Genomic DNA, 23,286 nt, shown 5'->3' with positions numbered 1-23,286 from the left:
CATATTTGAGATTTTTTAGTTACACTCCTTAAATATAGGACATTCGTAACAATTAAACGAAGTATGAAGCAGAGTTTGAGGGTTGGCCTCGGTTTTTATTGTGCCGGTGTAGAAAAAATCGATTTTTCTATATAATTTTGTGAAAAAGTATTGAATTTATCATGGAAAAACTGGAACAGATTATCTCTATATATCAACAAATTATTCAAAAAGCAGAACTGGAGTTACAAAATACCCGGAAACGTATTTATTACATCAGCCTTTTGCGGTTGATTTTGTTTATTGGCGCCATAACGGGCGCTATTGTCTTTTGGTCTGACGGGGGGCTGTATATTTCCGTATTTGCCATCCTGCCTTTTATCTTATTTATCTGGCTGGTAAAACGACACAACTTCTGGTTTCACCAGAAGGATTTTCTGAAAAAGAAAATAGTAATCAATGAACAGGAATTGAGAGCTATTCAATATGATTTCTCTGATTTTGAGAATGGTGAGGAATATATCGACCCCGGACATCTCTATACATTTGATTTGGACATATTCGGTGAACATTCTCTTTTCCAATATATCAATCGTACGTCAACACCTGTCGGCAAACAACATCTTGCCGACTGGTTCAATACTCATCTGAAAAAAAAGGAAGCCATTGAACAACGCCAGGAAGCTATCCGAGAGTTATCAACCGAACTGGAATATCGGCAGCAAATCCGCTTACTCGGATTACTATATAAAGGAAAGCCTGCCGATACTGCTGAAATTAAGAAATGGGCCGACAACCCGAGTTACTACCGGAAACATGCTTTATTACGTATTGTCCCGACAATGGTAAGTATTATCAATCTCGCATGTATAAGTCTTGCTTTTTTAGGTATTTTACCTGCCAGCGCTGCTGGCGGAGTGTTTATAAGTTTTGTAGTATTCAGCTCTATTTTCTCCAAAGGAATCACGAAACTACAAACAACTTATGGTGAAAAACTGCAAATTCTTTCTACATATGCCGACCAGATTCTTCTTACAGAGAAAAAGGAGATGCGCAGTCCTGTCTTGCAACAGCTAAAAGCGGAACTTACCAATAAGAATGAAACTGCTTCTCAAGCAGTTCGCCAGCTTTCCAAATTAATGAATGCACTAGACCAACGAAACAATTTGCTAATGAGTACTATTCTCAATGGACTTATATTTTGGGAATTACGCCAAGTGATGCGAATCGAGCAATGGAAAGAAATGCATGCCGACAACCTTCCCCGCTGGATAGAAACAATTGGAGAAATAGATGCTTACTGTTCTCTGGCAACATTTGCATACAATCATCCCGGATATATTTATCCGGAGATTTGCTCTCAGTCTTTCCACCTGCAAGCCAAAGCGCTCGGTCATCCTTTAATGGACCGTAACAAATGTGTACGCAATGGAATAAACATCGACAAACGTCCTTTCTTCATTATTGTCACTGGAGCGAATATGGCGGGCAAAAGTACTTACTTACGTACCATAGGGGTGAATTATCTTTTAGCATGCATAGGCGCTCCTGTTTGGGCAAACCGGATGAAGATATATCCGGCACAACTTGTGACTAGTCTGCGCACCAGTGATTCTCTAACCGATAACGAATCTTATTTCTTTGCTGAACTGAAACGGCTAAAACTAATCATAGATAAACTAGAAGTAGGAGAAGAGCTTTTTATCATCCTTGACGAAATTCTGAAAGGTACAAACTCCATGGACAAGCAAAAAGGTTCTTTTGCCCTCATCAAGCAATTTATGAATATGAATACCAATGGTATTATCGCTACCCACGACCTTTTACTGGGAACTTTAATAGAATCTTTCCCACAGAATATCTGCAACTACTGTTTCGAAGCAGATATTATGAATAATGAACTCACCTTCTCTTATCAAATGAGAGACGGAGTCGCCCAAAACATGAATGCCTGCTTCTTGATGAAAAAAATGGGGATAGCCGTTGCCAACGACTTCCCCCCATCTTAATGTATGAAAATTAAAGTTATGTTCTATATCGTATCAGCCTTGTTTGCTTTTTGTAAGAAAAGCTACGACTGCTGAAGCTCCATCATTTGTAAAATACTGCACGGACGTGATCGGTTGATAATTATAAGGTACAAATTGGAACAACTGAACAGCTGCAAACTTCTTGTCTTCAGAAAGTAGCACATCCATACGAATATTACCACTTGACTCGCTTTTAATAACCGAACCTGCAGAGAATGAACCCGAATTTACCATATCAGTCAAAGAGTCCATATACTTCAAATCAAAGAAGATGCTATGTTCTTTTGTTACACTTCCGGTAGGTAAATAAACAACCTCCTTGGATTTCCAGAAAAGGCGAAAAATTCCTATAAGGAACAGCCCGGTTCCAAGCACCATTAATGCCATACTAATAGTAGAAGACTTGTCTTCCAGCTCAAAGGTAGAACCAAATGCAAGAATACCGACCAATAACATTACAGAAGAGGTTAGAATTCCGGAGATACTTGTACGTTTAGCGATATCGGGATGTGAAGATGCAAATATAGTAGCATCAATAACTTGAGTAGTTGCCATAATATTTAAAGTTTAATTTATTAGTAAATAAAGATATAAAGGACTACCAGCATACGTATTACACTAGTAATCACAGAAGAAAAAGACCAATAAATAAACGGCTAAATAATAATATGCCTTAAAGTAAATACATAATATTCGCTCGAAGGCTGGCAATAACAGGAAGTTGTAGTGTCATAAATCCGCCCCCAATGTTGTGAGAGAGAGTTGTCACGTTCAGCGCAACATTGTAGCAGGTTCTTCAATGTAGTGAAGTATTCCCCAAGTTGCACACGCTGGATACGTGTCACGGATATTTGGTGACTTTGCAAATTTGTTAATTCAGCCACAGGCGAACAAGGAAAATCAGGAACAGTGATCTGTCCGTGTTGTCTCATGGAATATGTAATAGTATTCTCCTTCTGTTCCACCGGTTCTTCGGTGAAAACATTGCCTGCGATCCCGTGAAGGGTAACTATCAGCAACAGAAACAATATTACCTTTATAAATTTTACCATATTCTTTTTCAAATATAACAGATTCTGTTTATGAAAAGTTCATCCGGGGTATCTTTTAATTTATCTTAGGACTAGCAAACAAGCCCCTAACAAAAAAGGCTATCCCCATATGGAATAGCCTTTTTATATCTATAAGAATAATAGTTGAATTATTCTGCTGATTCAGCTTTTGGTTCTTCAGCTTTCGAAGTCTCAGTTGCAGGTGCTTCAACAGCAGCAGGAGCAGCTTCGGCACTCTTCTTGGAACGACGAGTACGAGTCGCCTTCTTAGCAACTTTTTCTTTTGCCATGTTCTCATTGTAGTCAACCAACTCAATGAAGCACATTTCAGCGTTATCCCCCAAACGGTTACCAGTCTTAATGATACGGGTATAACCACCCGGACGATCAGCAATCTTAACAGAAATTTCCTTGAACAATTCTGTTACTGCAATCTTATCTTGCAAATTGCTAAATACAACACGACGAGAATTCGTAGTGTCTTCTTTAGACTTAGTAATCAAAGGCTCAACAAACTTCTTCAAAGCTTTTGCCTTTGCAACAGTCGTAGTGATTCTTTTGTGCTTGATCAAAGAACAAGCCATGTTAGATAACATAGCACTTCTATGAGAAGCAGTACGACCTAAATGATTGAATTTTTTATTATGTCTCATTTTTTATTCTTTATCTAATTTATATTTAGAAATATCGGTTCCAAACGACAGATTCAGACTTTCCAGCAAATCATCAAGCTCGGTAAGCGATTTCTTTCCGAAGTTTCTGAATTTCAGCAGGTCAGTTTTGTTGAACTGTACCAAGTCGCCAAGTGTTTCTACATCAGCAGCCTTCAAGCAATTGAGGGCACGAACTGACAAGTCCATATCAACAAGCTTAGTCTTCAACAACTGACGCATATGCAATACTTCTTCATCAAACTCTTCATTGCCGTCAGTATCATTACTTTCAAGCGTGATCTTCTCGTCAGAGAACAACATGAAGTGATAAATCAGGATTTTTGCAGCTTCTTTCAGCGCTTCTTTCGGATGTATAGAACCGTCGGTACTAATTTCAAGCACTAGCTTTTCGTAGTCAGTCTTCTGTTCTACACGGAAGTTTTCTACAGCATACTTGACATTACGTATCGGTGTATAAATAGAGTCGATTGGAATTACATTAACGTCCGTGCAATACTCGCGATTTTCATCAGCAGGCACATAGCCACGTCCTTTGTTAATTGTAATATCAATCTGCATAGTTGACTTAGAATCTAAATGACAAATAACTAATTCCGGATTTAACACTTCAAATCCAGTCAAATACTTACCTATGTCACCTGCTTTAAATTCACTGGAATTCTCGACAGTGATGCTCACTTTTTCGCTCTCGAACTCTTCAACTACTTGCTTGAATCTCACTTGTTTCAGATTCAAGATAATGTTGGTAACATCCTCTTTTACTCCAGGTACACTAGAAAATTCATGCTCCACACCGTCGATTCTGATGGTAGTGATAGCAAAACCCTCTAATGAAGAAAGAAGGATACGGCGTAATGCATTACCTACAGTAATACCAAAACCCGGTTCCAACGGACGGAATTCGAATTTACCGAATCTGGAGTCCGCCTCCAACATTAATACTTTATCAGGTTTTTGAAATGCTAATATCGCCATGAAATTAATTATTATTTAGAATACAATTCAACGATCAAATGTTCTTTAATGTTCTCAGGAATGTCTGCTCTTTCAGGTATGTGCAACATTTTACCAACTTTTGAAGCTTCATCCCATTCCAACCAAGCATATTTGCTATGATTGAAACCTGCGAGAGAATTAGCAATTACTTCCAAAGATTTAGATCTTTCACGAACACCAATCAATTGACCCGGTTTTACTGCAAATGAAGGAATGTTTACTACTTCACCATCTACAGTGATGTGCTTGTGACTAACCAACTGACGAGCAGCAGCACGTGTAGGAGCAATACCCAAACGGAATACTACATTGTCAAGACGGCCTTCCAGCAATTGAAGGAGTACCTCACCAGTAATACCTTTAGCAGTAGCTGCTTTTTCAAACAAATTGCGGAATTGTTTCTCTAAAACTCCATAGGTGTATTTAGCTTTCTGCTTTTCACGAAGTTGCACACCATATTCAGAAGTTTTTCTTTTTCTTGAATTACCGTGTTGTCCGGGAGGGTAGTTTTTCTTTGACAAAACTTTATCAGCTCCAAAGATTCCTTCACCGAATTTACGGGCGATTCTTGATTTTGGTCCAGTATATCTAGCCATTTCTTTTTAAATATTTAATTGTTTATTCATGAACTCAATTTGTTGCAGCCGCGATTACAGAGAGAAATTAATGTAATCCAAAAACAAAATCAAGATCATTGTAAGTTAAAGGTAAATTAAACTCTACGTCTTTTTGGAGGACGACAACCATTATGTGGAAGCGGAGTTACGTCAATGATTTCAGTAACTTCGATACCAGCACCGTGGATAGTTCTAATAGCAGACTCACGTCCGTTACCTGGACCCTTCACATATGCTTTTACCTTTCTAAGGCCAAGATCGAATGCTATTTTAGCACAATCCTGGGCAGCCATCTGAGCTGCATAAGGAGTATTCTTTTTAGAACCTCTAAATCCCATTTTACCAGCAGATGACCAAGAAATAATCTGCCCTTCACTGTTTGCAAGAGAAACAATAATATTGTTGAAAGATGAATGAACATGCAACTGTCCATTAGCGTCTACTTTCACATTTCTCTTTTTAGCTGCAACTGTTTTTTTTGCCATATCAACAATTATTATTTAGTAGCTTTTTTCTTATTAGCAACGGTTTTCTTTCTACCCTTACGAGTACGTGCATTGTTCTTTGTGCTCTGACCTCTTACAGGCAGACCAATACGGTGACGTACACCACGATAGCAACCAATATCCATTAATCGCTTAATGTTCAATTGGATTTCGGAACGAAGGTCACCTTCTACTTTATACTCTGCACCGATAATCTCACGAATCTTAGCAGCTTGATCATCTGTCCAGTCTTTAACCTTCAGATCCTTGTCCACACCAGCTTTATCTAAAATTTTTGCTGAACTACTGCGACCTATTCCATATACATAGGTCAACGCAATTTCACCTCTCTTGTTCTGAGGCAAATCTACACCAACTATTCTTATAGCCATATACTAAATTATTTTTTTTGCAAAAATAACAAATTATCCTTGACGTTGTTTATACTTAGGATTTTTCTTGTTAATAACATACAAACGGCCATTACGTCTAACGATCTTACATTCTGGCGTGCGTTTCTTTAATGATGCTCTTACTTTCATATCTTATTTTATTTATATCTAAACACAATTCTTCCTTTCGATAAGTCGTAAGGAGACATTTCGACTCTCACTTTATCTCCCGGCAGGATCTTAATGTAATGCATCCGCATCTTGCCCGAAATATGTGCAGTAATCTCATGTCCGTTTTCTAATTCAACACGAAACATTGCATTTGACAATGCTTCAACTATAACTCCATCTTGTTCTATTGCAGATTGCTTTGCCATATTATATTGCTTTATCTCCTAAAACTTCTTCTATGAATTTGAATGATGACAAAATATCAGCTTCACCAGCACCTACTGCCACCGTATGTTCAAAGTGTGCAGCACATTTACGGTCTCTAGTTCTAACAGTCCATCCGTCACGTTCCATAATCACTTGCCGATTTCCCAGTGTTATCATTGGCTCTATCGCTATGCAAAGTCCTCTCTTCATCAAAGGACCATATCCTCTCTTACCATAGTTGGGAACCTGAGGGTCTTCATGCATTTCATGACCAATACCATGACCAACAAACTCACGCACTACACCATAAGAATGAGACTCACAATATTGCTGGATAGCATACCCGATATCTCCGATTCTTTTGCCTTGCACTGCGTTCTGAATGCCAATATATAACGCTTCTTTAGTTACCTTCAACAAATTACGGACTTCTTCATCCACCTCTCCTACACAAAAAGTATAAGCGGAATCACCACAAAAACCATTCATATATGTTCCACAATCCACCGACACGATATCACCTTCTTTTAGAACAATATCGTTTGGAATTCCATGCACCACCTGCTCATTTACAGAAGTACAGAGAGATGCGGGAAACGGTTCTCCATACTGATTCGGAAATCCTTTGAAAGTTGGAGTTGCCCCATGATCTCTTATGAACTCTTCAGCAACTTTATCCAACTCACGTGTAGTTACACCGGGCTTCACCAATTTAGCAACCTCTGCCAAAGTCTTTCCGACAAGCAGGTTGCTCTGACGGAGCAATTCTATTTCATCTTCTGTTTTAAGAAATATCATTTCTAATCTAAAGAATTAATATGCCGCTACACCAGCGCGTCCTTTAATACGACCAGACTTCAACAGACCGTCATAGTGTCTCATCAACAAATGACTTTCAACCTGTTGTAGCGTATCAAGAACCACACCTACAAGAATTAACAAAGACGTACCACCGAAGAATTGAGCGAAACCGGCTTGTACACCGAATATACCGGCAAAAGCAGGCATAATAGCAACTAAAGCCAGAAAGAGAGAACCAGGTAAAGTAATACGAGACATAATATCATCAATATACTCTGCTGTTTTCTTTCCTGGTTTAATGCCAGGGATGAAACCATTATTTCTCTTCATATCCTCAGCCATCTGAGTCGGATTAATTGTAATTGCAGTATAGAAATATGTAAATAATATAATCATTACCGCAAAGACAAAATTATACCAGAAACTTGTATGATCTGTAAACGCATGCAAGAAACCGCCCGCATTATTTACATTTGAGAAACCGATAAATGTAATAGGTATAAACATGATTGCCTGAGCAAATATGATAGGCATTACACCAGCTGCATTCACTTTCAAAGGAATGTACTGTCTCGCACCACCATATTGTTTGTTACCCACAATTCTCTTAGCATACTGTACGGGAATCTTTCTCACTCCTTGAACTAAAAGAATTGCAGCGCCAATCACTAACAATAAGAATACGATTTCAATTATAAACATAATCAGACCACCACTCTTATTTGCCACTCTTGATACAACTTCCTGTAATAGAGCATCAGGGAAACGAGCGATAATACCGATTAAAATGATAAATGAAATACCATTACCAATACCTTTATCAGTAATTCTTTCACCAAGCCACAAAATAAACATACTACCTGCTGCCAAAATAATGGTAGAGGTAATCATAAACAGAGTCCAATCTAATGAAGCATTTAAGGAAGGGCCAGCCTGCATTTTAAGATTGAGCAAATAAGAAGGCGCCTGAACTAACAATATAGCGATCGTAAGATAACGAGTATATTGATTCATTTTTCTTCTGCCGCTCTCACCCTCACGTTGCAGTTTCTGGAAATACGGCACAGCAATTCCCAACAACTGGATTACGATAGATGCAGAGATATAAGGCATGATTCCTAATGCAAAAATAGAGGCATTAGAAAATGCTCCTCCAGAGAACATATTTAACAAGGCTAAAAGGCCTTCACTTGTTTGTTCGTGCAATTTTGCCAGCATTGCCGGATTAATACCCGGTAATACGACATATGATCCGAAACGATAAATTGCTACGAACAATATGGTAATGAGGATCCGCTGTCTCAGATCCTCAATCTTCCATATATTCTTTAATGTTTCAATAGCTTTTCTCATTGAATCAGAGTTTTACTACAGTTCCACCAGCAGCCTCGATAGCAGTAGTCGCAGTCTTAGAGAATGCATGAGCTTCTACTTCCAGCTTGTTAGTCAGAGTTCCATTACCCAATACTTTTACCAACTGATTTGAAGAAATAAATCCTGCTTCGATAAAGTCGTTAACACCAACTTTTGCCAGACTCTTAGCTTCAGCTAGTTTCTGGATAGTATCCAAGTTGATTGCTTTATATTCTACACGATTGATATTCTTAAAACCAAATTTAGGAACTCGACGTTGAAGAGGCATCTGACCACCTTCAAAACCGATTTTCTTTGAGTATCCAGATCTTGATTTAGCTCCTTTATGACCTCTTGTAGAAGTACCGCCTAAGCCAGAACCAGCACCACGTCCAATTCTTTTTCTTGTCTTAGTAGATCCCTCTGCAGGTTTTAAATTACTTAAGTTCATATTGTAATTTCGTTTTATTATTCAACAAATAATTACTTAACAATGGCAACCAAGTGTTTTACTTTATCTACCATTCCAAGAATTGAAGGAGTGCTTTCGTGTTCAACCACACGGTTCAGTTTACGAAGTCCCAGTGCATCAAGAGTTCTTTTTTGATCAGCCGGAGCACCAATTCTACTTTTAACTTGTTTGATCTTTATAGTTGACATATCTCCTCCTTATCCTCTAAATACTTTTTCAACACTAATACCTCTGTTTTGAGCAACCATTCTTGCATCACGCATTTCACTCAAAGCTTCAATTGTGGCTTTAACAAGGTTATGCGGATTTGAAGAACCTTTTGATTTAGCCAAAACATCAGTAACACCAACACTTTCCAATACAGCACGCATAGCACCACCAGCTACAACACCGGTTCCGTGAGATGCAGGTTTGATGAATACTTCAGCACCACCAAATTTAGCTGATTGTTCATGAGGAACAGTACCTTTCAAAATAGGTACTTTCACCAAATTCTTTTTAGCTGACTCAACACCTTTAGCGATAGCAGCTGTTACTTCACCTGCTTTACCAAGTCCCCAACCAATGATTCCTTCTTCGTTACCTACAACAACGATTGCAGAGAAACTAAAAGTTCTACCACCTTTGGTAACTTTAGTAACACGATTAATAGCAACCAATCTATCCTTCAGTTCTATATCGTTAGTAATCTTAACTCTATTATTAACTCCTGCCATAATGATTAAAATTTAAGTCCACCGTTACGAGCAGCATCAGCCACTTCTTTTACTCTCCCATGATACAAGTAACCATTACGGTCAAAAACAACAGTAGTTATACCTGCTTCCTGAGCCTTTTTAGCAATCATTTCACCAACTTTAGCAGCTTGTTCTTTTTTAGCAACTTTTTCAGTCATACCTAAAGAAGAAGCAGCAGCCAATGTCTTACCAGAAAGATCATCGATAATCTGGACATAAATTTGCTTGTTACTTCTAAATACACTCATACGCGGACATTCAGTAGTACCTGAAATCTTATTGCGTACTCTATATTTGATCTTAACTCGTCTTTCTATTTTTGTTGTCATAATAATCTAATTTTATATGATTTACTTAGCGCCGGCTGATTTACCAGACTTTCTACGAATTACTTCGCCAACAAACTTAATACCTTTACCCTTGTATGGTTCAGGCTTACGGAAAGAACGTATTTTAGAGCAAACTTGACCAAGCAACTGTTTGTCACACGATTCCAATATAATAAGAGGATTCTTATTTCTTTCAGACTTAGTTTCAACTTTTACCTCAGCAGGCAATTGAATGAAAATATTGTGTGTATAACCTAAAGCCAGCTCAATGATGTTACCTTGGTTAGAGGCACGATAACCTACACCGACAAGTTCCAACTCTTTTTTGTATCCTTCAGATACGCCCACAACCATGTTATGAACCAATGAACGATACAAACCGTGGAAAGCATGTTTCTGCTTCGGATTATCAAGCATTTCTTTATCGTTTTCTGTTAAAGTTACGTGTCCATCTTCAATAGCAACATTGATAGCTGGATTCACATATTGGCTCATTTCGCCTTTGGGTCCCTTTACGGTAACCACATTATCCTTCAGAGTGACTGTCACTCCAGCAGGGATACTAATGGGTAATTTTCCTATTCTTGACATTCTAATTCCTCCTAATTAATATACATAACACAAGACTTCACCACCGATCTTCAGTTCTGCAGCCTCTTTGTTAGTCATTACACCTTTGGAAGTAGATATTATAGCAATACCCAGCCCATTAATAACACGCGGCATATCTTTATAACCGGTATACTTACGCATACCAGGAGAAGATATTCTTTCTAATTTTTTGATTGCGTTAACTTTGTTAACAGAATCATACTTCAAGGCAACCTTAATAGTTCCTTGCGGTCCATCTTCTACAAACTTATAGTTAAGAATGTAGCCTTTCTCAAAAAGAATCTTAGTGATTTCTTTTTTCAAATTCGAAGCGGGAACTTCAACTACTCTGTGCTTTGCAGCAATTGCGTTCCGCAACCTCGTCAAATAATCTGCTATTGGATCAGTCATATAAAAATAAATTAAATTAATCAGGACTTCCCTGACAATATTTAAACAATAATTACCAGCTTGCTTTCTTTACGCCCGGTATCAGTCCGTTAGATGCCATTTCACGGAACTGAATTCTCGAAATTCCGAATTGGCGAATATAACCTTTGGGACGGCCAGTCAGTTTGCAACGATTATGCATACGAATCGGATTAGAATTCTTTGGCAACTCTTGCAACTTCTGTGCAGCTTCGAATGCATCAGCAGGATCACCTGTTCTAACAATTTGCTTCAAAGCTGCTCTTTTTTCGGCGTATCTGGCTACTAATTTAGCACGTTTTACTTCACGTGCCTTCATTGATTCCTTTGCCATATCTATTAGTCTTTTTTAGCGTTTTTAAAAGGTAAACCGAATTCCTTCAGCAATGCATAACCTTCTTCATCTGTTTGCGCAGAGGTTACAAAGGTAATATTCATTCCGAGAATTCTTGTAATACTATCGATATTTATTTCAGGGAAAATGATTTGTTCCTGAATACCAAGGGTATAGTTACCTTTACCATCAAACTTACTTTCAATACCTTTGAAGTCACGGATACGAGGAAGAGCTACACGAACCAATTTTTCAAGGAATTCGTACATTCTTTCACGACGTAAAGTTACCATAACACCGATCGGCATTTTTTTACGCAACTTGAAATTCGCGATATCTTTACGAGAAATGGTAGCTACGGCTTTCTGACCTGTAATAGCTGTCATTTCATTGATTGCAACTTCAATAATCTTCTTATCAGCAACAGCCATACCTAAACCCTGATTGATAACAATCTTCTTAAGTACGGGTACCTGCATTGTAGAAGAATACTGGAACTGTGATTTCAATGCAGGTGCTATACGCTCTGCATATTCTTTCTTAAGACTAGCAGTATTACTCATTACTTAATCTCCTCTCCTGATTTTTTAGAATAACGCACTACAGTTCTTTTACCTTCCAAAGAACTTACTTTTCTCCCAATACGCGTTGCTTTACCAGTTTTTGGATCAACCGGGTTCAAGTTTGAAATGTGGATAGAAGCTTCCTGCTTCACGATACCACCTTGCGGATTCTTAGCATTCGGTTTTGTGCTTTTAGATACCATATTGATACCTTCTACAAATGCACGTCCTTCTTTAACAAGAACCTTCAATACACGACCAGTTTTGCCCTTATCTTCACCAGCATTTACGTAAACTGTATCGCCTTTTTTAATATGTAATTTACTCATTACTTAAATCTTTTACAAAATTAAAGTACCTCAGGCGCAAGTGACACAACTTTCATGTTTGTAGCACGAAGCTCTCTTGCTACAGGACCGAAAATACGACTTCCTCTAATTTCACCTGCATTATTCAACAACACGCAAGCATTATCATCAAAACGTATATAAGAACCATCAGGACGACGGATTTCTTTCTTTGTACGTACAATCAAAGCCTTTGATACTGCACCTTTTTTAACATCACTAGAAGGGATAACACTCTTCACTGAAACTACAATGACATCCCCCACCGAAGCGTAACGACGACGTGTACCGCCTAAAACGCGGATACACATAGCCTCTTTAGCCCCACTGTTATCACATACTGTAAGTCTGGATTCTACTTGTATCATAATTACTTAGCTCTTTCAATTATTTCTACTAATCTCCATCTTTTAGTCTTGCTCAAAGGACGAGTTTCCATGATGCTTACAGTATCACCTATATTGCATTCATTTTTTTCATCGTGAGCATGGTACTTCTTCGTTTTGCTAACGAACTTACCATATATAGGGTGTTTTTCCTTAAACTTGGCAGCAACTGTGATCGTTTTATCCATCTTATTGCTCAACACAACCCCTGTTCTTTCTTTTCTTAAATTTCTTGCTTCCATCAAGCTGATCATTTATTGTTAAGTTCTCTTTGGCGTAACTCAGTTTTCATACGCGCAATAGTCCTGCGTAATTGTTTGATTTGAGCAGGATTTTCCAAAGGAGAAATAGAATGATTGATAACCATCTGGTCATAATTAGCTGTTTCTGCCTCTACTCTTTCTACTAAATCACTAGTAGTCATTTCTTTAATTTCTGCAATTTTCATAACACTTACGCATTTTGATTTTGAATATCATAATCACGTCTTACGACAAACTTCGTTGTAATAGGAAGCTTTTGAGCAGCTAAGCGCAATGCTTCTTTCGCGATTTCGTAAGATACCCCTTCAGCTTCAATGATGATTCTACCTGGAGTCACAGGAGCCACAAATCCCTCCGGAGCACCTTTACCTTTACCCATACGTACATCGGCAGGTTTTCTAGTGATCGGTTTGTCCGGGAATATACGGATCCAGATCTGTCCTTGACGTTGCATATATCTTGTTACTGCAATACGAGCAGCTTCGATCTGACGGCCTGTAATCCACTTAGTCTCCAAAGCCTTTATGCCAAAAGAACCAAAGGCCAACTGGTTACCTCTCTGGGCATTACCTTTCTGACGGCCTTTTTGTTGTCTTCTGAATTTTGTCTTTTTCGGTTGTAACATAGTTTCCTAAAATTCAAATTCGTTTAGCGATTATTTTTCTTTCTTTTGAAGTTCTTTCCGCCGTTGTTTCCACCATTGTTTCCACGACCACTTTCTTTGCTTTGCGTAAAGTTCGGAGCCAATTCTCTCTTACCAAACACTTCACCTCTACAAATCCAAACTTTGATACCCAACAGACCTACTTTAGTCAACGCTTCTGCATGACAGTAGTCGATATCAGCTCTGAAAGTGTGCAACGGAGTTCTTCCTTCTTTATACATTTCAGAACGAGCCATTTCAGCTCCATTCAAACGTCCTGAAATCTGAATTTTGATACCTTCAGCTCCCATACGCATTGTGTTTGCGATAGCCATCTTAATGGCACGGCGATAGGCAATTTTACCTTCTACCTGACGAGCGATGTTATTAGCAACAATCACAGCGTCCAGTTCCGGTCTTTTCACTTCAAAGATATTAATTTGAATATCCTTGTCGGTAACCTTCTTCAACTCCTCTTTTAACTTATCAACTTCTTGGCCACCTTTACCGATAATAATACCCGGACGAGCAGTACAAACAGTAATAGTAACGAGCTTCAGCGTACGTTCAATTACGATTCTCGATACACTTGCCTTTGCAAGTCTTGCATTAAGATATTTACGGATTTTGCTATCTTCCAGCAAAGAATCACCGTAATCATTTCCACCGTACCAGTTAGAATCCCATCCTCTGATAATTCCTAAACGGTTGCTTATTGGATTAACTTTTTGTCCCATCTACCTTAATTTTGATCTTCGTTATTACTTTTAGCACCAACGAACAATGTTACGTGATTTGAACGTTTGCGAATTCTATAACCTCTACCCTGTGGTGCCGGTCTCATTCTTTTAAGCGTAGCTCCACCATCAACAAAAATCTTTGTTACGAACAATTCGCCGCTTTCTGCCTTACGTTCGTTTTTCTGTTCCCAGTTAGCAATTGCAGAGCGAAGCAGTTTTTCCACTCTTGCAGCAGCTTCTTTTGAAGAAAATTTCAAAACACCAAGTGCTCTGTTCACTTCCATGCCGCGAATCATGTCTGCCACCAGACGCATCTTGCGCGGAGAAGTAGGAACATTTTGCAATTTTGCAAAATACATGGTCTTAAGGGCTTCTTTTCTCTTTTCAGCCGATATTTTTTTTCTTGCTCCCATTATTATTTATTACTTTATTATTTCAAATAAATCCTGTTATTTTTTCTTGTTACCAGCGTGTCCTCTGAATGTACGAGTTGGAGCGAATTCGCCCAACTTGTGTCCTACCATATTTTCGGTAACATAAACAGGAATAAATTTATTTCCATTGTGAACTGCAACAGTATGGCCTACAAAATCAGGCGAAATCATTGAAGCTCTGGCCCAAGTCTTTACTACGACTTTCTTGCCCGATTCATTCATTGCAAGAATTCTCTTTTCGAGTTTTACGTTGATATATGGACCTTTTTTTAATGAACGACTCATAGTTTACTCAATTAATCAGATTACTTTTTTCTTCTCTCAATAATGTACTTAGATGACTGTTTTTTAGGAGCTCTTGTCTTAAGTCCCTTAGCGTACAATCCCTTACGTGATCTTGGGTGACCTCCGGAAGCACGTCCTTCACCACCACCCATCGGGTGATCAACCGGGTTCATAACAACACCACGGTTGCGAGGACGACGTCCTTGCCAACGAGAGCGTCCAGCTTTACCTGAACTTTCCAATCCATGATCTGAGTTACCTACACTACCGATAGTAGCTTTGCATGTGCTAAGAATCTGTCTTACTTCACCTGAAGGCAACTTGACTACACAGTACTTACCCTCACGAGAAGTCAACTGTGCGAAGTTACCGGCCGAGCGAACCAGCGCTGCGCCCTGTCCCGGACGTAATTCGATGTTGTGGATTACAGTACCCACCGGGATGTTTTGAAGCGGAAGAGCGTTACCGATTTCCGGTGCAGCTGTTTCACCTGACATTAAAGTCGCGCCAACTTGCAATCCATTGGGAGCAATAATGTATCTTTTTTCTCCATCAGCGTAAAATAACAAAGCGATACGAGCCGAACGGTTCGGATCGTATTCTATCGTTTTAACTACTGCTGGAACACCGTCTTTATTTCTCTTGAAATCAACAATTCTAATCACCTTTTTATGACCGCCACCAATGTAGCGCATTGTCATCTTACCTTCGTTGTTACGACCTCCGGATGATTTCTTACCATACACAAGAGACTTTTCTGGTACTGATGCAGTAATTTCTTCGAAAGTACCAATAATTTTATGTCTTTGCCCCGGTGTTGTGGGCTTAAATTTACGTACTGCCATTTTTATTAAATATTGCTATAAAAATCAATAGTATCTCCTTCTTTCAATGTAACGACTGCTTTTTTGTATGCATTCGTACGACCATTGATGATACCTGCTTTCGTATAACGGCTCTTATTTTTGCCAGCATACCGTAAGGTATTCACATCAACTACTGTAACATTATAAAGAGCTTCAACTTCCTTCTTAATTTCCAGTTTGTTAGCTTCAGGACGCACTACAAAGCCGAAACGATTCAGTTTGTCTGTGATTGCAGTCATTTTTTCTGTTACCAACGGTTTAATAATAATTCCCATTATTTAAGCCTCCTTTTTAAATTAAGATATTGTCAATAGCTTTCAAAGAGTTTTCTGTAAGCACGATAACCCCAGCATCCAATACTCTGTAAGTATTTAATCCTGAGATAGTCTGTACATTAACACCTTTGATGTTACGAGCTGACAAATATACGTTTTTATTTGCTTCCGGTAAAACCACAAGTAGTTTTTTGTCGAAAACTTTAAGATTTTTTGTCATTCCAACAAAGTCTTTTGTCTTCGGAGCTTCGAAAGTGAAGTCTTCTACGACAACGATTGCATTGTTCTGAGCTTTATAAGACAGAGCTGACTTACGAGCCAATGTCTTAACTTTTTTATTCAACTTGAAGTAGTAGTCTCTGGGTTTCGGACCGAACACGCGACCACCACCAACGAGAACCGGTGAGTTCATATCACCACGACGAGCACCGCCACCACCTTTCTGGCGACCGATTTTGCGTGTAGAACCACTGATTTCACTTCTTTCTTTTGACTTATGAGTACCCTGACGCTGATTAGCCATAAATTGTTTTACGTCCAAATAGATAGCGTGGTCGTTGGGCTCAATTCCGAAGATAGATTCGTTTAACGTAACCTTTCTCCCAGTGTCTTCACCTTTAATGTTATATACGTTAACTTCCATTATTTCTCAATTAATACGATTGAACCTTTGCAACCCGGGATAGAACCTTTGATCAGAAGAAGGTTGTGTTCCGCGATTACCTTTAATACTTGCAAGTTTTGTACAGTGACTCTGTCACCACCAAGCTGTCCACCCATGCGCATTCCTTTGAATACTTTTGCAGGGTAAGAACAAGCACCGATAGAACCCGGTTTACGAGCACGGTTGTGCTGTCCATGAGTAGTCTGGCCTACACCACCGAAACCATGTCTTTTTACTACCCCCTGGAAACCTTTACCTTTTGAAGTACCAACAACGTCTACAAAGTTTGCGTCATTGAACAACTCTACGGTAACTGTATCACCCAGATTCAATTCTGTTTCAAATTCTTTGAACTCAGCCAAGTGTCTCTTCGGCGTTACTCCTGCTTTTTTGAAGTGACCCATCAACGGTTTCGTAGTATGTTTTTCCTTTTTATCCTGGAAACCCAACTGAACTGCTGCATAGCCATCTTTTTCTACAGTCTTAACTTGAGTAACAACACAAGGACCTGCTTCGATAACAGTGCATGGTACGTTCTTACCATCAGCACTGAAAACGGATGTCATTCCGATTTTTTTTCCTAATAATCCTGGCATTTCACTAATTTTTAATTATCAAACTTTAATTTCTACTTCCACACCACTCGGCAACTCCAGCTTCATCAAGGCGTCTACCGTCTTAGCTGTTGAGCTATAGATGTCGATCAATCTCTTATAAGAAGAGAGTTCAAACTGTTCGCGAGACTTCTTGTTAACGAAAGTCGAACGGTTCACTGTAAAAATACGCTTGTGCGTAGGCAAAGGAATCGGACCGCTAACGATAGCACCCGTAGCCTTTACGGTTCTTACAATCTTCTCAGCCGATTTGTCAACCAAGTTGTGGTCGTAAGATTTCAATTTAATTCTAATTTTCTGACTCATTATGTGTTTAAATTAAGATAATTATAAATAAGATAAAGCGGCAGGCTAAGAGTCATTCGCTAGCCTGCTGCTTTAGATATTTTAGAGTAAATCAGCACGTCCCTTCACTTCTTCCAATACTGCTTTCGCAATAGAAGTAGAAACTTGAGCGTGGTGAGAATAGGTCATAGATGAGGTTGCACGACCCGAAGTGATGGTACGCAATGCTGTTACGTAACCGAACATTTCGGCCAGCGGAACCATTGCTTTCACGATGCGGGCACCCGAACGGCTTGATTCCATTCCTTCAACCTGACCACGACGTTTGTTCAAGTCGCCGATAACGTCACCCATATTTTCTTCCGGAGTTACAACTTCCAGCTTCATGACAGGTTCCATCAACACAGGACCTGCCTTAGAACAAGCGTTCTTGTAGGCCTGGATAGCACAGATTTCGAAAGACAACTGATCTGAGTCAACCGGATGGAATGAACCGTCGATCAAAGTCACTTTCAATGAATCCAGCGGATAACCGGCCAATACACCGTTCTTCATTGCAGTTACGAAACCTTTCTGAACTGATGGAATGAATTCCTTCGGAATGTTACCACCCTTCACTTCGTCGATGAACTGCAATCCGCCTTCTTTGAAATCTTCGTCAACCGGACCAATCTTAACGATGATATCAGCAAACTTACCGCGACCACCCGACTGCTTCTTGTAAACTTCGCGAAGGTCGACTGTTTTAGTAATGGCCTCTTTGTAGTTAACCTGAGGTTTACCCTGATTACATTCTACCTTGAACTCACGTTTCAAACGGTCGATAATGATATCCAAGTGAAGCTCACCCATACCTGAGATTACAGTCTGTCCTGTCTGTTCGTCAGTCTTCACTGTAAATGTCGGGTCTTCTTCAGCCAGTTTAGCCAGACCGTTAGACAGCTTATCCATGTCTTTCTGAGTCTTGGGCTCAACGGCGATACCGATTACCGGTTCCGGGAAGTCCATGGATTCCAATACAATCGGAGCTGTTTCGTCGCACAATGTATCACCTGTGTGGATATCTTTGAAACCTACACCTGCACCGATATCACCTGCGCTGATTACTTCAACCGGATTCTGCTTGTTTGAGTGCATCTGAAACAGACGTGAAACACGTTCTTTCTTACCAGAGCGGGTGTTATAGATGTATGAACCGGCTTCAATCTTACCTGAATATACACGGAAGAAAGTCAGACGACCAACATACGGGTCGGTAGCAATCTTAAACGCCAAAGCAGAAGTTTTTTCGTCTTCACTCGGTTTGCGGTCTTCTTCAAGACCAGTATCCGGGTTTGTACCGATTACATTTTCCGTATCCAGCGGAGAAGGCAAGAAAGCACAAACATAATCGAGCAATGTCTGAACGCCTTTGTTCTTGAATGAAGAGCCACACAGCATCGGAACAACGGCCATCTGAACGGTAGCATTGCGGAGCGCTCTCAACACTTCTTCTTCTGTAATAGTAGAAGGATCGTCAAAATATTTCTCCATCAAAGCATCATCGAATTCAGCCACTTTCTCGAGCATTTTATCTCTCCATTCATTGGCTTCGTCTACCAGGTTGGCAGGGATTTCTTCTATAGAATAGTCAGCTCCCATTGTTTCATCATGCCAGTAGATAGCTTTCATTTTAATCAAGTCTACAAGACCTTTGAAAGTTTCTTCAGCACCGATAGGAATAACGATCGGACAGGGATTTGCTCCCAAAACATCCTTCATCTGACGCACTACTTCGAAGAAGTCGGCACCCGAACGGTCCATTTTGTTTACGTATGCGATACGCGGAACATTGTATTTGTCAGCCTGACGCCATACCGTTTCCGACTGCGGTTCTACACCACCTACTGCACAGTAAGCAGCTACAGCACCATCGAGAATACGCAATGAACGTTCTACCTCTGCGGTAAAGTCAACGTGTCCCGGAGTGTCAATCAAATTAATTTTGTAAGTATCACCGGCATATTTCCATCTTGTTGTCGTAGCAGCAGATGTAATAGTAATACCACGTTCTTGTTCCTGTTCCATCCAGTCCATTGTAGCGGCACCGTCGTGTACTTCACCGATCTTGTGAGTCAATCCAGTGTAGAATAGGATACGTTCAGAAGTTGTTGTTTTTCCGGCATCGATGTGAGCCATGATACCGATATTACGAGTCAAATGTAAATCTTGCTTAGCCATTTTAATTTCCTCTACTTTAAGTTTTTACAAATACAGTATTAGAATCTAAAATGAGCGAATGCGCGGTTAGCTTCTGCCATTCTGTGCATATCTTCCTTACGTTTGAATGCACCGCCTTGCTCATTGAAAGCATCCATGATCTCGGCAGCCAACTTATCAGCCATTGATTTACCACCTCTTTTGCGCGCAAACAGAATCAGGTTCTTCATGGAGATTGATTCTTTGCGATCGGGGCGAATTTCTGTAGGAACTTGGAAAGTAGCACCACCTACACGGCGAGACTTAACTTCCACTTGCGGAGTCACATTATCCAAAGCCTTTTTCCAGATTTCGAGAGCTGTTTTTTCTTCGTTAGGAAGTTTTGCTTTCACTGTTTCCAGAGCGGCGTAAAAGATTTCATAAGATGTATTTTTCTTACCGTCATACATCAAGTGGTTCACAAACTTAGAAACCTTTTGATCATTAAAAACGGGATCCGGAAGGATGACACGTTTTTTTGGTTTAGCTTTTCTCATTTGTTTAAAAAAAATAATGTTTTGTTCTTGGTTGTCTACTTCTTGACTTCTTCAACTCTCCCTCCGGAGAATTTACTCAACCTTTAGCATCTCCAACAAACTAAAACGTAAGTTATTACTTTAAAATTTTAACAAGATTTTAATCTTTATTTTTTCTTAGCCGGTGCTGCTTGTCCCGGTTTCGGACGTTTAGCTCCATATTTGGAACGTCTTTGAGTACGACCTGCTACACCTGCCGTATCAAGTGTTCCGCGAACAACGTGATAACGCACACCCGGAAGGTCTTTCACACGACCGCCACGTACGAGAACGATGGAGTGCTCCTGCAAGTTGTGTCCTTCGCCCGGGATGTAAGAGTTCACCTCTTTCTGGTTTGTCAAACGTACACGAGCTACTTTACGCATTGCAGAGTTCGGCTTCTTCGGAGTAGTTGTGTACACTCTCACGCAAACGCCACGTCTTTGAGGACATGAATCCAAAGCCGGAGATTTGCTCTTCTCCGCCAGCGCTTCGCGTCCTTTTCTTACTAATTGCTGAATTGTAGGCATTTTAATTGTTTTTTTGATTTATATTATTGTTATATTAATTTCGTAACTATACATTTCGGGGTGCAAAAGTACGAATTAATATTTGAATAGACAACCTGCTATGCTCTTTTTTTCTCTTTTAATATTTTTTATGGTTGTATTCTCTCCTTTTCTTCCGCCATTCTGTGGTGCTCGGACAGAAGGCAAGGGTGGTTTAAGAAGAGGTTGCGAATGTTCCAGTCGGACACAAGGGAAGGAATAGCGGAGAATAACCTAAGGTTTATCCCTCCGTTGTCTAAAGAGTAGCTGCCGGAATGCATAAATTTACTCGTCTGACTATAGTGTTCGTTTCGTCTGACTATAATTAGACGAAATGAACACTATAGTCAGACGAATAGTTTTTAGTAAGAAAAAGAATAGTTGTTCGTATTGTAATCGGTAAGCCTTCGCAAGAAAACGGTTAGATTACTGTGGGCTTGATATAACCAGAGTACTAAAGTCCTCTTCCCTTCCGGGAAGGATGGCAGGTGCAACTCCGATTATTTCTGTATGGTATGGCAGATATTTGAGGGGAATGCGTAATAACAGACGGCTGTGGCAATGAAAGAAAACCTGTGGAAGATAAAAAAGTAGAAATAGAGCAAATCCGGAAAGCAGTCAGCGAATGGAAGGAGAACTTTGCCCGAATATGTAGAAAATGGCTGGAGTGCTTTTCAAGAACCGACAGGTATGGAAAGCTGATGAAGCCACCATACTTTCCTGGAGAAACAATAAATACTATGTTCCGGTCAAACAAAAATCAAGTACCGATATTATTGGATTACTAAAAGCGAAACCACCCAGAGGATAGATAACACAATGACAGGGCTAAAAGAATTCCTTCTCGCCCTATCATTACATTCTTATAAATTATCAAATCAAAAGAACAAGCATATCGGCTTTAACAACGGACTATGCTTCTCCTTTGAAACCATCCAATGGGGGAATATACGTATCTTTCTTGTTGTTATTCTCCGGAATCCGGATTGGACCGAACACCGATTCATATTTGCGCACATTGTCTTGCAATGCATGCAACAGGCGCACCGCATGTTCAGGAGTAAGGATGACACGCGACTGCACACCGGCTTTCGGCATCCCCGGCATCACACGTATAAAATCAAGAATAAATTCCGAACTCGAATGCGTTATAACAGCAAGGTTGGCATACGTTCCTTGCGCCACTTCTTCTTTCAATTCTATCTGCAGCTGACCATTATTGTTTTGCTCTTCCATATATCTGATGAATGTTATAAAGTTATCATGCAAAGAAAAACATTTTTTTCGTAAGAAAGAAAATATGTCCTTACAAAATCGAGTAGGAGGAAAACGAAGTAGTTTTTTCCTACTTTTGTTTTCCGACCTCTCACACCACCCCACATGCGGTTCCGCACGTGGGGGTTCTTTATTTGGGATACCATTTGAGGTATTCGTCATAGAGGGTTGGATAACCGGCGATTTTTAGTCGTTCGTTAGTCATAGAGCTGTGTGTTACCCGACTGTCAGCAATACGCCAGTACTCCAGCCGAGTATCCCCCATTCATGGGCTTTCCTTTTAGGGATTCCACATCGAATCAGGTTTGATATTCTCGTCTTAGGGTTCTTCCAAGATTTCCATATGCACATACGTATGCGACGTCGTAACCATTCGTCTGTTTCCTAGAGAAAACGTTTCATATTAGCAAGATGATAATAACCTGTCCAGCCTCCTATATACTCCTTGAGTTTTTGTTTCCTACGCTCATATCCCATTCCGTTGCTACGACCCGTCAGGTCTTTCAGACGGGTCTTCATCTTGAATTTGGATTTTGGATGTACGCATAATTCAAATTTACCTTTGGAAGTATAAAAAGAATAACCTAAGAGCCTGTTTAAATTCTCTTCAGTCATAATATTATAGCTGATATTTCAACTTACCCCGGCTCTTCTTGTCGCGTCCGTCTGTAGTTGGCGGAAGGGGTATTAACAGTT

General features: G+C 39.7%; 37 protein-coding genes and 1 pseudogene. 1 reads left to right on the top strand and 37 read right to left on the bottom strand.

Annotated elements, in window-relative coordinates; translation table 11 throughout:
* Positions 1-161 precede the first annotated feature (161 nt).
* Positions 162-1,988 carry a MutS family DNA mismatch repair protein gene (locus tag NSB03_RS15995; protein ID WP_024988117.1) on the top strand — a complete coding sequence of 609 codons (1,827 nt, stop codon included), beginning with the start codon at positions 162-164 and terminating at the stop codon, positions 1,986-1,988.
* A gap of 33 nt (positions 1,989-2,021) precedes the next feature.
* Here NSB03_RS15995 and NSB03_RS15990 read toward each other — a convergent pair whose 3' ends face one another.
* From NSB03_RS15990 to NSB03_RS15810, 37 genes and pseudogenes are all read right to left on the bottom strand, one after another.
* On the bottom strand, positions 2,022-2,564 hold the full coding sequence (locus NSB03_RS15990) for a DUF8460 domain-containing protein (RefSeq protein ID WP_024988116.1): 543 nt from the start codon (positions 2,562-2,564) through the stop codon (positions 2,022-2,024).
* Between the two features lie 101 nt (positions 2,565-2,665).
* Positions 2,666-3,061 carry a DUF8440 family protein gene (locus NSB03_RS15985; protein ID WP_024988115.1) on the bottom strand — a complete coding sequence of 132 codons (396 nt, stop codon included), beginning with the start codon at positions 3,059-3,061 and terminating at the stop codon, positions 2,666-2,668.
* A 149-nt stretch (positions 3,062-3,210) separates the two neighbouring features.
* Positions 3,211-3,714 (bottom strand): 50S ribosomal protein L17, encoded by a 504-nt coding sequence (rplQ, locus tag NSB03_RS15980; protein WP_024988114.1) that lies wholly within the window; start codon positions 3,712-3,714, stop codon positions 3,211-3,213.
* Between the two features lie 3 nt (positions 3,715-3,717).
* Positions 3,718-4,710, bottom strand: coding sequence for a DNA-directed RNA polymerase subunit alpha (locus NSB03_RS15975; protein ID WP_004296325.1), 993 nt, complete (start codon positions 4,708-4,710; stop codon positions 3,718-3,720).
* Positions 4,711-4,721: 11 nt separating this feature from the next.
* Complete coding sequence (rpsD, locus tag NSB03_RS15970) at positions 4,722-5,327, bottom strand: 30S ribosomal protein S4 (protein ID WP_004296326.1); 606 nt, start codon at positions 5,325-5,327, stop codon at positions 4,722-4,724.
* A gap of 116 nt (positions 5,328-5,443) precedes the next feature.
* Entirely contained in the window at positions 5,444-5,833 is a 390-nt protein-coding gene (rpsK, locus tag NSB03_RS15965) for a 30S ribosomal protein S11 (RefSeq protein WP_004296327.1), read from the bottom strand.
* Positions 5,834-5,844: 11 nt separating this feature from the next.
* Entirely contained in the window at positions 5,845-6,225 is a 381-nt protein-coding gene (gene rpsM / locus NSB03_RS15960) for a 30S ribosomal protein S13 (protein WP_004296328.1), read from the bottom strand.
* 33 nt (positions 6,226-6,258) lie between these two features.
* A complete protein-coding gene (ykgO, locus tag NSB03_RS15955; protein ID WP_002558051.1) occupies positions 6,259-6,375 on the bottom strand; it encodes a type B 50S ribosomal protein L36 in 117 nt (38 codons plus the stop codon).
* A gap of 8 nt (positions 6,376-6,383) precedes the next feature.
* Positions 6,384-6,602 carry a translation initiation factor IF-1 gene (gene infA, locus NSB03_RS15950; protein ID WP_002558052.1) on the bottom strand — a complete coding sequence of 73 codons (219 nt, stop codon included), beginning with the start codon at positions 6,600-6,602 and terminating at the stop codon, positions 6,384-6,386.
* Between the two features lies 1 nt (position 6,603).
* Complete coding sequence (map, locus tag NSB03_RS15945) at positions 6,604-7,401, bottom strand: type I methionyl aminopeptidase (protein WP_024988112.1); 798 nt, start codon at positions 7,399-7,401, stop codon at positions 6,604-6,606.
* A gap of 15 nt (positions 7,402-7,416) precedes the next feature.
* On the bottom strand, positions 7,417-8,757 hold the full coding sequence (gene secY / locus NSB03_RS15940; protein ID WP_024988111.1) for a preprotein translocase subunit SecY: 1,341 nt from the start codon (positions 8,755-8,757) through the stop codon (positions 7,417-7,419).
* 4 nt (positions 8,758-8,761) lie between these two features.
* Complete coding sequence (gene rplO, locus NSB03_RS15935; protein WP_024988110.1) at positions 8,762-9,208, bottom strand: 50S ribosomal protein L15; 447 nt, start codon at positions 9,206-9,208, stop codon at positions 8,762-8,764.
* 32 nt (positions 9,209-9,240) lie between these two features.
* The gene (gene rpmD / locus NSB03_RS15930) at positions 9,241-9,417 is read right to left on the bottom strand and encodes a 50S ribosomal protein L30 (protein ID WP_004296332.1); all 177 of its coding nucleotides are present in this window, start codon (positions 9,415-9,417) and stop codon (positions 9,241-9,243) included.
* Between the two features lie 9 nt (positions 9,418-9,426).
* Entirely contained in the window at positions 9,427-9,945 is a 519-nt protein-coding gene (gene rpsE / locus NSB03_RS15925) for a 30S ribosomal protein S5 (RefSeq protein ID WP_024988109.1), read from the bottom strand.
* 5 nt (positions 9,946-9,950) lie between these two features.
* On the bottom strand, positions 9,951-10,295 hold the full coding sequence (gene rplR, locus NSB03_RS15920) for a 50S ribosomal protein L18 (protein ID WP_024988108.1): 345 nt from the start codon (positions 10,293-10,295) through the stop codon (positions 9,951-9,953).
* A 21-nt stretch (positions 10,296-10,316) separates the two neighbouring features.
* Complete coding sequence (gene rplF / locus NSB03_RS15915; protein WP_004296335.1) at positions 10,317-10,886, bottom strand: 50S ribosomal protein L6; 570 nt, start codon at positions 10,884-10,886, stop codon at positions 10,317-10,319.
* Between the two features lie 15 nt (positions 10,887-10,901).
* Positions 10,902-11,297 (bottom strand): 30S ribosomal protein S8, encoded by a 396-nt coding sequence (gene rpsH / locus NSB03_RS15910; RefSeq protein ID WP_024988107.1) that lies wholly within the window; start codon positions 11,295-11,297, stop codon positions 10,902-10,904.
* 52 nt (positions 11,298-11,349) lie between these two features.
* A complete protein-coding gene (rpsN, locus tag NSB03_RS15905; RefSeq protein ID WP_024988106.1) occupies positions 11,350-11,649 on the bottom strand; it encodes a 30S ribosomal protein S14 in 300 nt (99 codons plus the stop codon).
* 5 nt (positions 11,650-11,654) lie between these two features.
* On the bottom strand, positions 11,655-12,212 hold the full coding sequence (gene rplE / locus NSB03_RS15900) for a 50S ribosomal protein L5 (protein ID WP_024988105.1): 558 nt from the start codon (positions 12,210-12,212) through the stop codon (positions 11,655-11,657).
* Positions 12,212-12,541 carry a 50S ribosomal protein L24 gene (rplX, locus tag NSB03_RS15895; protein ID WP_007747948.1) on the bottom strand — a complete coding sequence of 110 codons (330 nt, stop codon included), beginning with the start codon at positions 12,539-12,541 and terminating at the stop codon, positions 12,212-12,214. The genes rplE and rplX overlap by 1 nt, the downstream gene beginning before the upstream one ends.
* 20 nt (positions 12,542-12,561) lie before the next feature.
* On the bottom strand, positions 12,562-12,927 hold the full coding sequence (gene rplN / locus NSB03_RS15890) for a 50S ribosomal protein L14 (RefSeq protein WP_024988104.1): 366 nt from the start codon (positions 12,925-12,927) through the stop codon (positions 12,562-12,564).
* A 2-nt stretch (positions 12,928-12,929) separates the two neighbouring features.
* Positions 12,930-13,199, bottom strand: a complete 270-nt coding sequence (gene rpsQ / locus NSB03_RS15885) for a 30S ribosomal protein S17 (protein ID WP_004296341.1) — start codon at positions 13,197-13,199, stop codon at positions 12,930-12,932.
* A complete protein-coding gene (gene rpmC, locus NSB03_RS15880) occupies positions 13,196-13,393 on the bottom strand; it encodes a 50S ribosomal protein L29 (RefSeq protein WP_005675431.1) in 198 nt (65 codons plus the stop codon). Before rpmC ends, rpsQ begins: the two co-directional genes overlap by 4 nt.
* A gap of 5 nt (positions 13,394-13,398) precedes the next feature.
* A complete protein-coding gene (gene rplP / locus NSB03_RS15875) occupies positions 13,399-13,833 on the bottom strand; it encodes a 50S ribosomal protein L16 (RefSeq protein WP_004291234.1) in 435 nt (144 codons plus the stop codon).
* A 23-nt stretch (positions 13,834-13,856) separates the two neighbouring features.
* Positions 13,857-14,588 carry a 30S ribosomal protein S3 gene (rpsC, locus tag NSB03_RS15870; RefSeq protein ID WP_005675430.1) on the bottom strand — a complete coding sequence of 244 codons (732 nt, stop codon included), beginning with the start codon at positions 14,586-14,588 and terminating at the stop codon, positions 13,857-13,859.
* Between the two features lie 5 nt (positions 14,589-14,593).
* The gene (rplV, locus tag NSB03_RS15865) at positions 14,594-15,004 is read right to left on the bottom strand and encodes a 50S ribosomal protein L22 (protein WP_005675428.1); all 411 of its coding nucleotides are present in this window, start codon (positions 15,002-15,004) and stop codon (positions 14,594-14,596) included.
* Between the two features lie 36 nt (positions 15,005-15,040).
* Positions 15,041-15,310, bottom strand: coding sequence for a 30S ribosomal protein S19 (gene rpsS / locus NSB03_RS15860; RefSeq protein WP_007747939.1), 270 nt, complete (start codon positions 15,308-15,310; stop codon positions 15,041-15,043).
* 20 nt (positions 15,311-15,330) lie between these two features.
* Positions 15,331-16,155 carry a 50S ribosomal protein L2 gene (gene rplB / locus NSB03_RS15855; protein WP_121767039.1) on the bottom strand — a complete coding sequence of 275 codons (825 nt, stop codon included), beginning with the start codon at positions 16,153-16,155 and terminating at the stop codon, positions 15,331-15,333.
* A 5-nt stretch (positions 16,156-16,160) separates the two neighbouring features.
* On the bottom strand, positions 16,161-16,451 hold the full coding sequence (gene rplW, locus NSB03_RS15850; protein ID WP_024988103.1) for a 50S ribosomal protein L23: 291 nt from the start codon (positions 16,449-16,451) through the stop codon (positions 16,161-16,163).
* A gap of 16 nt (positions 16,452-16,467) precedes the next feature.
* Positions 16,468-17,094, bottom strand: a complete 627-nt coding sequence (gene rplD, locus NSB03_RS15845; RefSeq protein ID WP_024988102.1) for a 50S ribosomal protein L4 — start codon at positions 17,092-17,094, stop codon at positions 16,468-16,470.
* On the bottom strand, positions 17,094-17,711 hold the full coding sequence (gene rplC, locus NSB03_RS15840) for a 50S ribosomal protein L3 (protein WP_024988101.1): 618 nt from the start codon (positions 17,709-17,711) through the stop codon (positions 17,094-17,096). Before rplC ends, rplD begins: the two co-directional genes overlap by 1 nt.
* A gap of 18 nt (positions 17,712-17,729) precedes the next feature.
* Positions 17,730-18,035: a 30S ribosomal protein S10 gene (gene rpsJ / locus NSB03_RS15835; protein WP_002558075.1), complete on the bottom strand. Its 306-nt coding sequence runs from the start codon at positions 18,033-18,035 to the stop codon at positions 17,730-17,732.
* An 81-nt stretch (positions 18,036-18,116) separates the two neighbouring features.
* Positions 18,117-20,234 (bottom strand): elongation factor G, encoded by a 2,118-nt coding sequence (gene fusA, locus NSB03_RS15830; RefSeq protein ID WP_024988100.1) that lies wholly within the window; start codon positions 20,232-20,234, stop codon positions 18,117-18,119.
* Positions 20,235-20,272: 38 nt separating this feature from the next.
* Positions 20,273-20,749: a 30S ribosomal protein S7 gene (rpsG, locus tag NSB03_RS15825; protein WP_005791536.1), complete on the bottom strand. Its 477-nt coding sequence runs from the start codon at positions 20,747-20,749 to the stop codon at positions 20,273-20,275.
* Between the two features lie 146 nt (positions 20,750-20,895).
* Positions 20,896-21,297, bottom strand: a complete 402-nt coding sequence (gene rpsL / locus NSB03_RS15820; RefSeq protein ID WP_024988099.1) for a 30S ribosomal protein S12 — start codon at positions 21,295-21,297, stop codon at positions 20,896-20,898.
* Positions 21,298-22,227: 930 nt separating this feature from the next.
* Complete coding sequence (locus NSB03_RS15815) at positions 22,228-22,551, bottom strand: DUF3467 domain-containing protein (protein ID WP_024988098.1); 324 nt, start codon at positions 22,549-22,551, stop codon at positions 22,228-22,230.
* 169 nt (positions 22,552-22,720) lie between these two features.
* A pseudogene (locus NSB03_RS15810) lies at positions 22,721-23,184 on the bottom strand (group II intron maturase-specific domain-containing protein); the annotation flags it as partial.
* Between the last annotated feature and the right edge of the window lie 102 nt (positions 23,185-23,286).

This window comes from Bacteroides acidifaciens (assembly GCF_024623065.1).
Taxonomy (GTDB): Bacteria; Bacteroidota; Bacteroidia; order Bacteroidales; family Bacteroidaceae; genus Bacteroides; species Bacteroides acidifaciens.
Note: the sequence above shows the minus strand (reverse complement) of the source record. Positions and strands in the feature narration are given on the sequence as shown.

What these genes read in the sequence shown, in the direction of transcription:
- NSB03_RS15995 (WP_024988117.1), top strand. Translation starts at nt 162, where the DNA reads ATGGAAAAACTGGAACAGATTATCTCTATATATCAACAAATTATTCAA.
- NSB03_RS15990 (WP_024988116.1), bottom strand. Translation starts at nt 2,564, where the DNA reads ATGGCAACTACTCAAGTTATTGATGCTACTATATTTGCATCTTCACAT.
- NSB03_RS15985 (WP_024988115.1), bottom strand. Translation starts at nt 3,061, where the DNA reads ATGGTAAAATTTATAAAGGTAATATTGTTTCTGTTGCTGATAGTTACC.
- rplQ (WP_024988114.1), bottom strand. Translation starts at nt 3,714, where the DNA reads ATGAGACATAATAAAAAATTCAATCATTTAGGTCGTACTGCTTCTCAT.
- NSB03_RS15975 (WP_004296325.1), bottom strand. Translation starts at nt 4,710, where the DNA reads ATGGCGATATTAGCATTTCAAAAACCTGATAAAGTATTAATGTTGGAG.
- rpsD (WP_004296326.1), bottom strand. Translation starts at nt 5,327, where the DNA reads ATGGCTAGATATACTGGACCAAAATCAAGAATCGCCCGTAAATTCGGT.
- rpsK (WP_004296327.1), bottom strand. Translation starts at nt 5,833, where the DNA reads ATGGCAAAAAAAACAGTTGCAGCTAAAAAGAGAAATGTGAAAGTAGAC.
- rpsM (WP_004296328.1), bottom strand. Translation starts at nt 6,225, where the DNA reads ATGGCTATAAGAATAGTTGGTGTAGATTTGCCTCAGAACAAGAGAGGT.
- ykgO (WP_002558051.1), bottom strand. Translation starts at nt 6,375, where the DNA reads ATGAAAGTAAGAGCATCATTAAAGAAACGCACGCCAGAATGTAAGATC.
- infA (WP_002558052.1), bottom strand. Translation starts at nt 6,602, where the DNA reads ATGGCAAAGCAATCTGCAATAGAACAAGATGGAGTTATAGTTGAAGCA.
- map (WP_024988112.1), bottom strand. Translation starts at nt 7,401, where the DNA reads ATGATATTTCTTAAAACAGAAGATGAAATAGAATTGCTCCGTCAGAGC.
- secY (WP_024988111.1), bottom strand. Translation starts at nt 8,757, where the DNA reads ATGAGAAAAGCTATTGAAACATTAAAGAATATATGGAAGATTGAGGAT.
- rplO (WP_024988110.1), bottom strand. Translation starts at nt 9,208, where the DNA reads ATGAACTTAAGTAATTTAAAACCTGCAGAGGGATCTACTAAGACAAGA.
- rpmD (WP_004296332.1), bottom strand. Translation starts at nt 9,417, where the DNA reads ATGTCAACTATAAAGATCAAACAAGTTAAAAGTAGAATTGGTGCTCCG.
- rpsE (WP_024988109.1), bottom strand. Translation starts at nt 9,945, where the DNA reads ATGGCAGGAGTTAATAATAGAGTTAAGATTACTAACGATATAGAACTG.
- rplR (WP_024988108.1), bottom strand. Translation starts at nt 10,295, where the DNA reads ATGACAACAAAAATAGAAAGACGAGTTAAGATCAAATATAGAGTACGC.
- rplF (WP_004296335.1), bottom strand. Translation starts at nt 10,886, where the DNA reads ATGTCAAGAATAGGAAAATTACCCATTAGTATCCCTGCTGGAGTGACA.
- rpsH (WP_024988107.1), bottom strand. Translation starts at nt 11,297, where the DNA reads ATGACTGATCCAATAGCAGATTATTTGACGAGGTTGCGGAACGCAATT.
- rpsN (WP_024988106.1), bottom strand. Translation starts at nt 11,649, where the DNA reads ATGGCAAAGGAATCAATGAAGGCACGTGAAGTAAAACGTGCTAAATTA.
- rplE (WP_024988105.1), bottom strand. Translation starts at nt 12,212, where the DNA reads ATGAGTAATACTGCTAGTCTTAAGAAAGAATATGCAGAGCGTATAGCA.
- rplX (WP_007747948.1), bottom strand. Translation starts at nt 12,541, where the DNA reads ATGAGTAAATTACATATTAAAAAAGGCGATACAGTTTACGTAAATGCT.
- rplN (WP_024988104.1), bottom strand. Translation starts at nt 12,927, where the DNA reads ATGATACAAGTAGAATCCAGACTTACAGTATGTGATAACAGTGGGGCT.
- rpsQ (WP_004296341.1), bottom strand. Translation starts at nt 13,199, where the DNA reads ATGATCAGCTTGATGGAAGCAAGAAATTTAAGAAAAGAAAGAACAGGG.
- rpmC (WP_005675431.1), bottom strand. Translation starts at nt 13,393, where the DNA reads ATGAAAATTGCAGAAATTAAAGAAATGACTACTAGTGATTTAGTAGAA.
- rplP (WP_004291234.1), bottom strand. Translation starts at nt 13,833, where the DNA reads ATGTTACAACCGAAAAAGACAAAATTCAGAAGACAACAAAAAGGCCGT.
- rpsC (WP_005675430.1), bottom strand. Translation starts at nt 14,588, where the DNA reads ATGGGACAAAAAGTTAATCCAATAAGCAACCGTTTAGGAATTATCAGA.
- rplV (WP_005675428.1), bottom strand. Translation starts at nt 15,004, where the DNA reads ATGGGAGCAAGAAAAAAAATATCGGCTGAAAAGAGAAAAGAAGCCCTT.
- rpsS (WP_007747939.1), bottom strand. Translation starts at nt 15,310, where the DNA reads ATGAGTCGTTCATTAAAAAAAGGTCCATATATCAACGTAAAACTCGAA.
- rplB (WP_121767039.1), bottom strand. Translation starts at nt 16,155, where the DNA reads ATGGCAGTACGTAAATTTAAGCCCACAACACCGGGGCAAAGACATAAA.
- rplW (WP_024988103.1), bottom strand. Translation starts at nt 16,451, where the DNA reads ATGGGAATTATTATTAAACCGTTGGTAACAGAAAAAATGACTGCAATC.
- rplD (WP_024988102.1), bottom strand. Translation starts at nt 17,094, where the DNA reads ATGGAAGTTAACGTATATAACATTAAAGGTGAAGACACTGGGAGAAAG.
- rplC (WP_024988101.1), bottom strand. Translation starts at nt 17,711, where the DNA reads ATGCCAGGATTATTAGGAAAAAAAATCGGAATGACATCCGTTTTCAGT.
- rpsJ (WP_002558075.1), bottom strand. Translation starts at nt 18,035, where the DNA reads ATGAGTCAGAAAATTAGAATTAAATTGAAATCTTACGACCACAACTTG.
- fusA (WP_024988100.1), bottom strand. Translation starts at nt 20,234, where the DNA reads ATGGCTAAGCAAGATTTACATTTGACTCGTAATATCGGTATCATGGCT.
- rpsG (WP_005791536.1), bottom strand. Translation starts at nt 20,749, where the DNA reads ATGAGAAAAGCTAAACCAAAAAAACGTGTCATCCTTCCGGATCCCGTT.
- rpsL (WP_024988099.1), bottom strand. Translation starts at nt 21,297, where the DNA reads ATGCCTACAATTCAGCAATTAGTAAGAAAAGGACGCGAAGCGCTGGCG.
- NSB03_RS15815 (WP_024988098.1), bottom strand. Translation starts at nt 22,551, where the DNA reads ATGGAAGAGCAAAACAATAATGGTCAGCTGCAGATAGAATTGAAAGAA.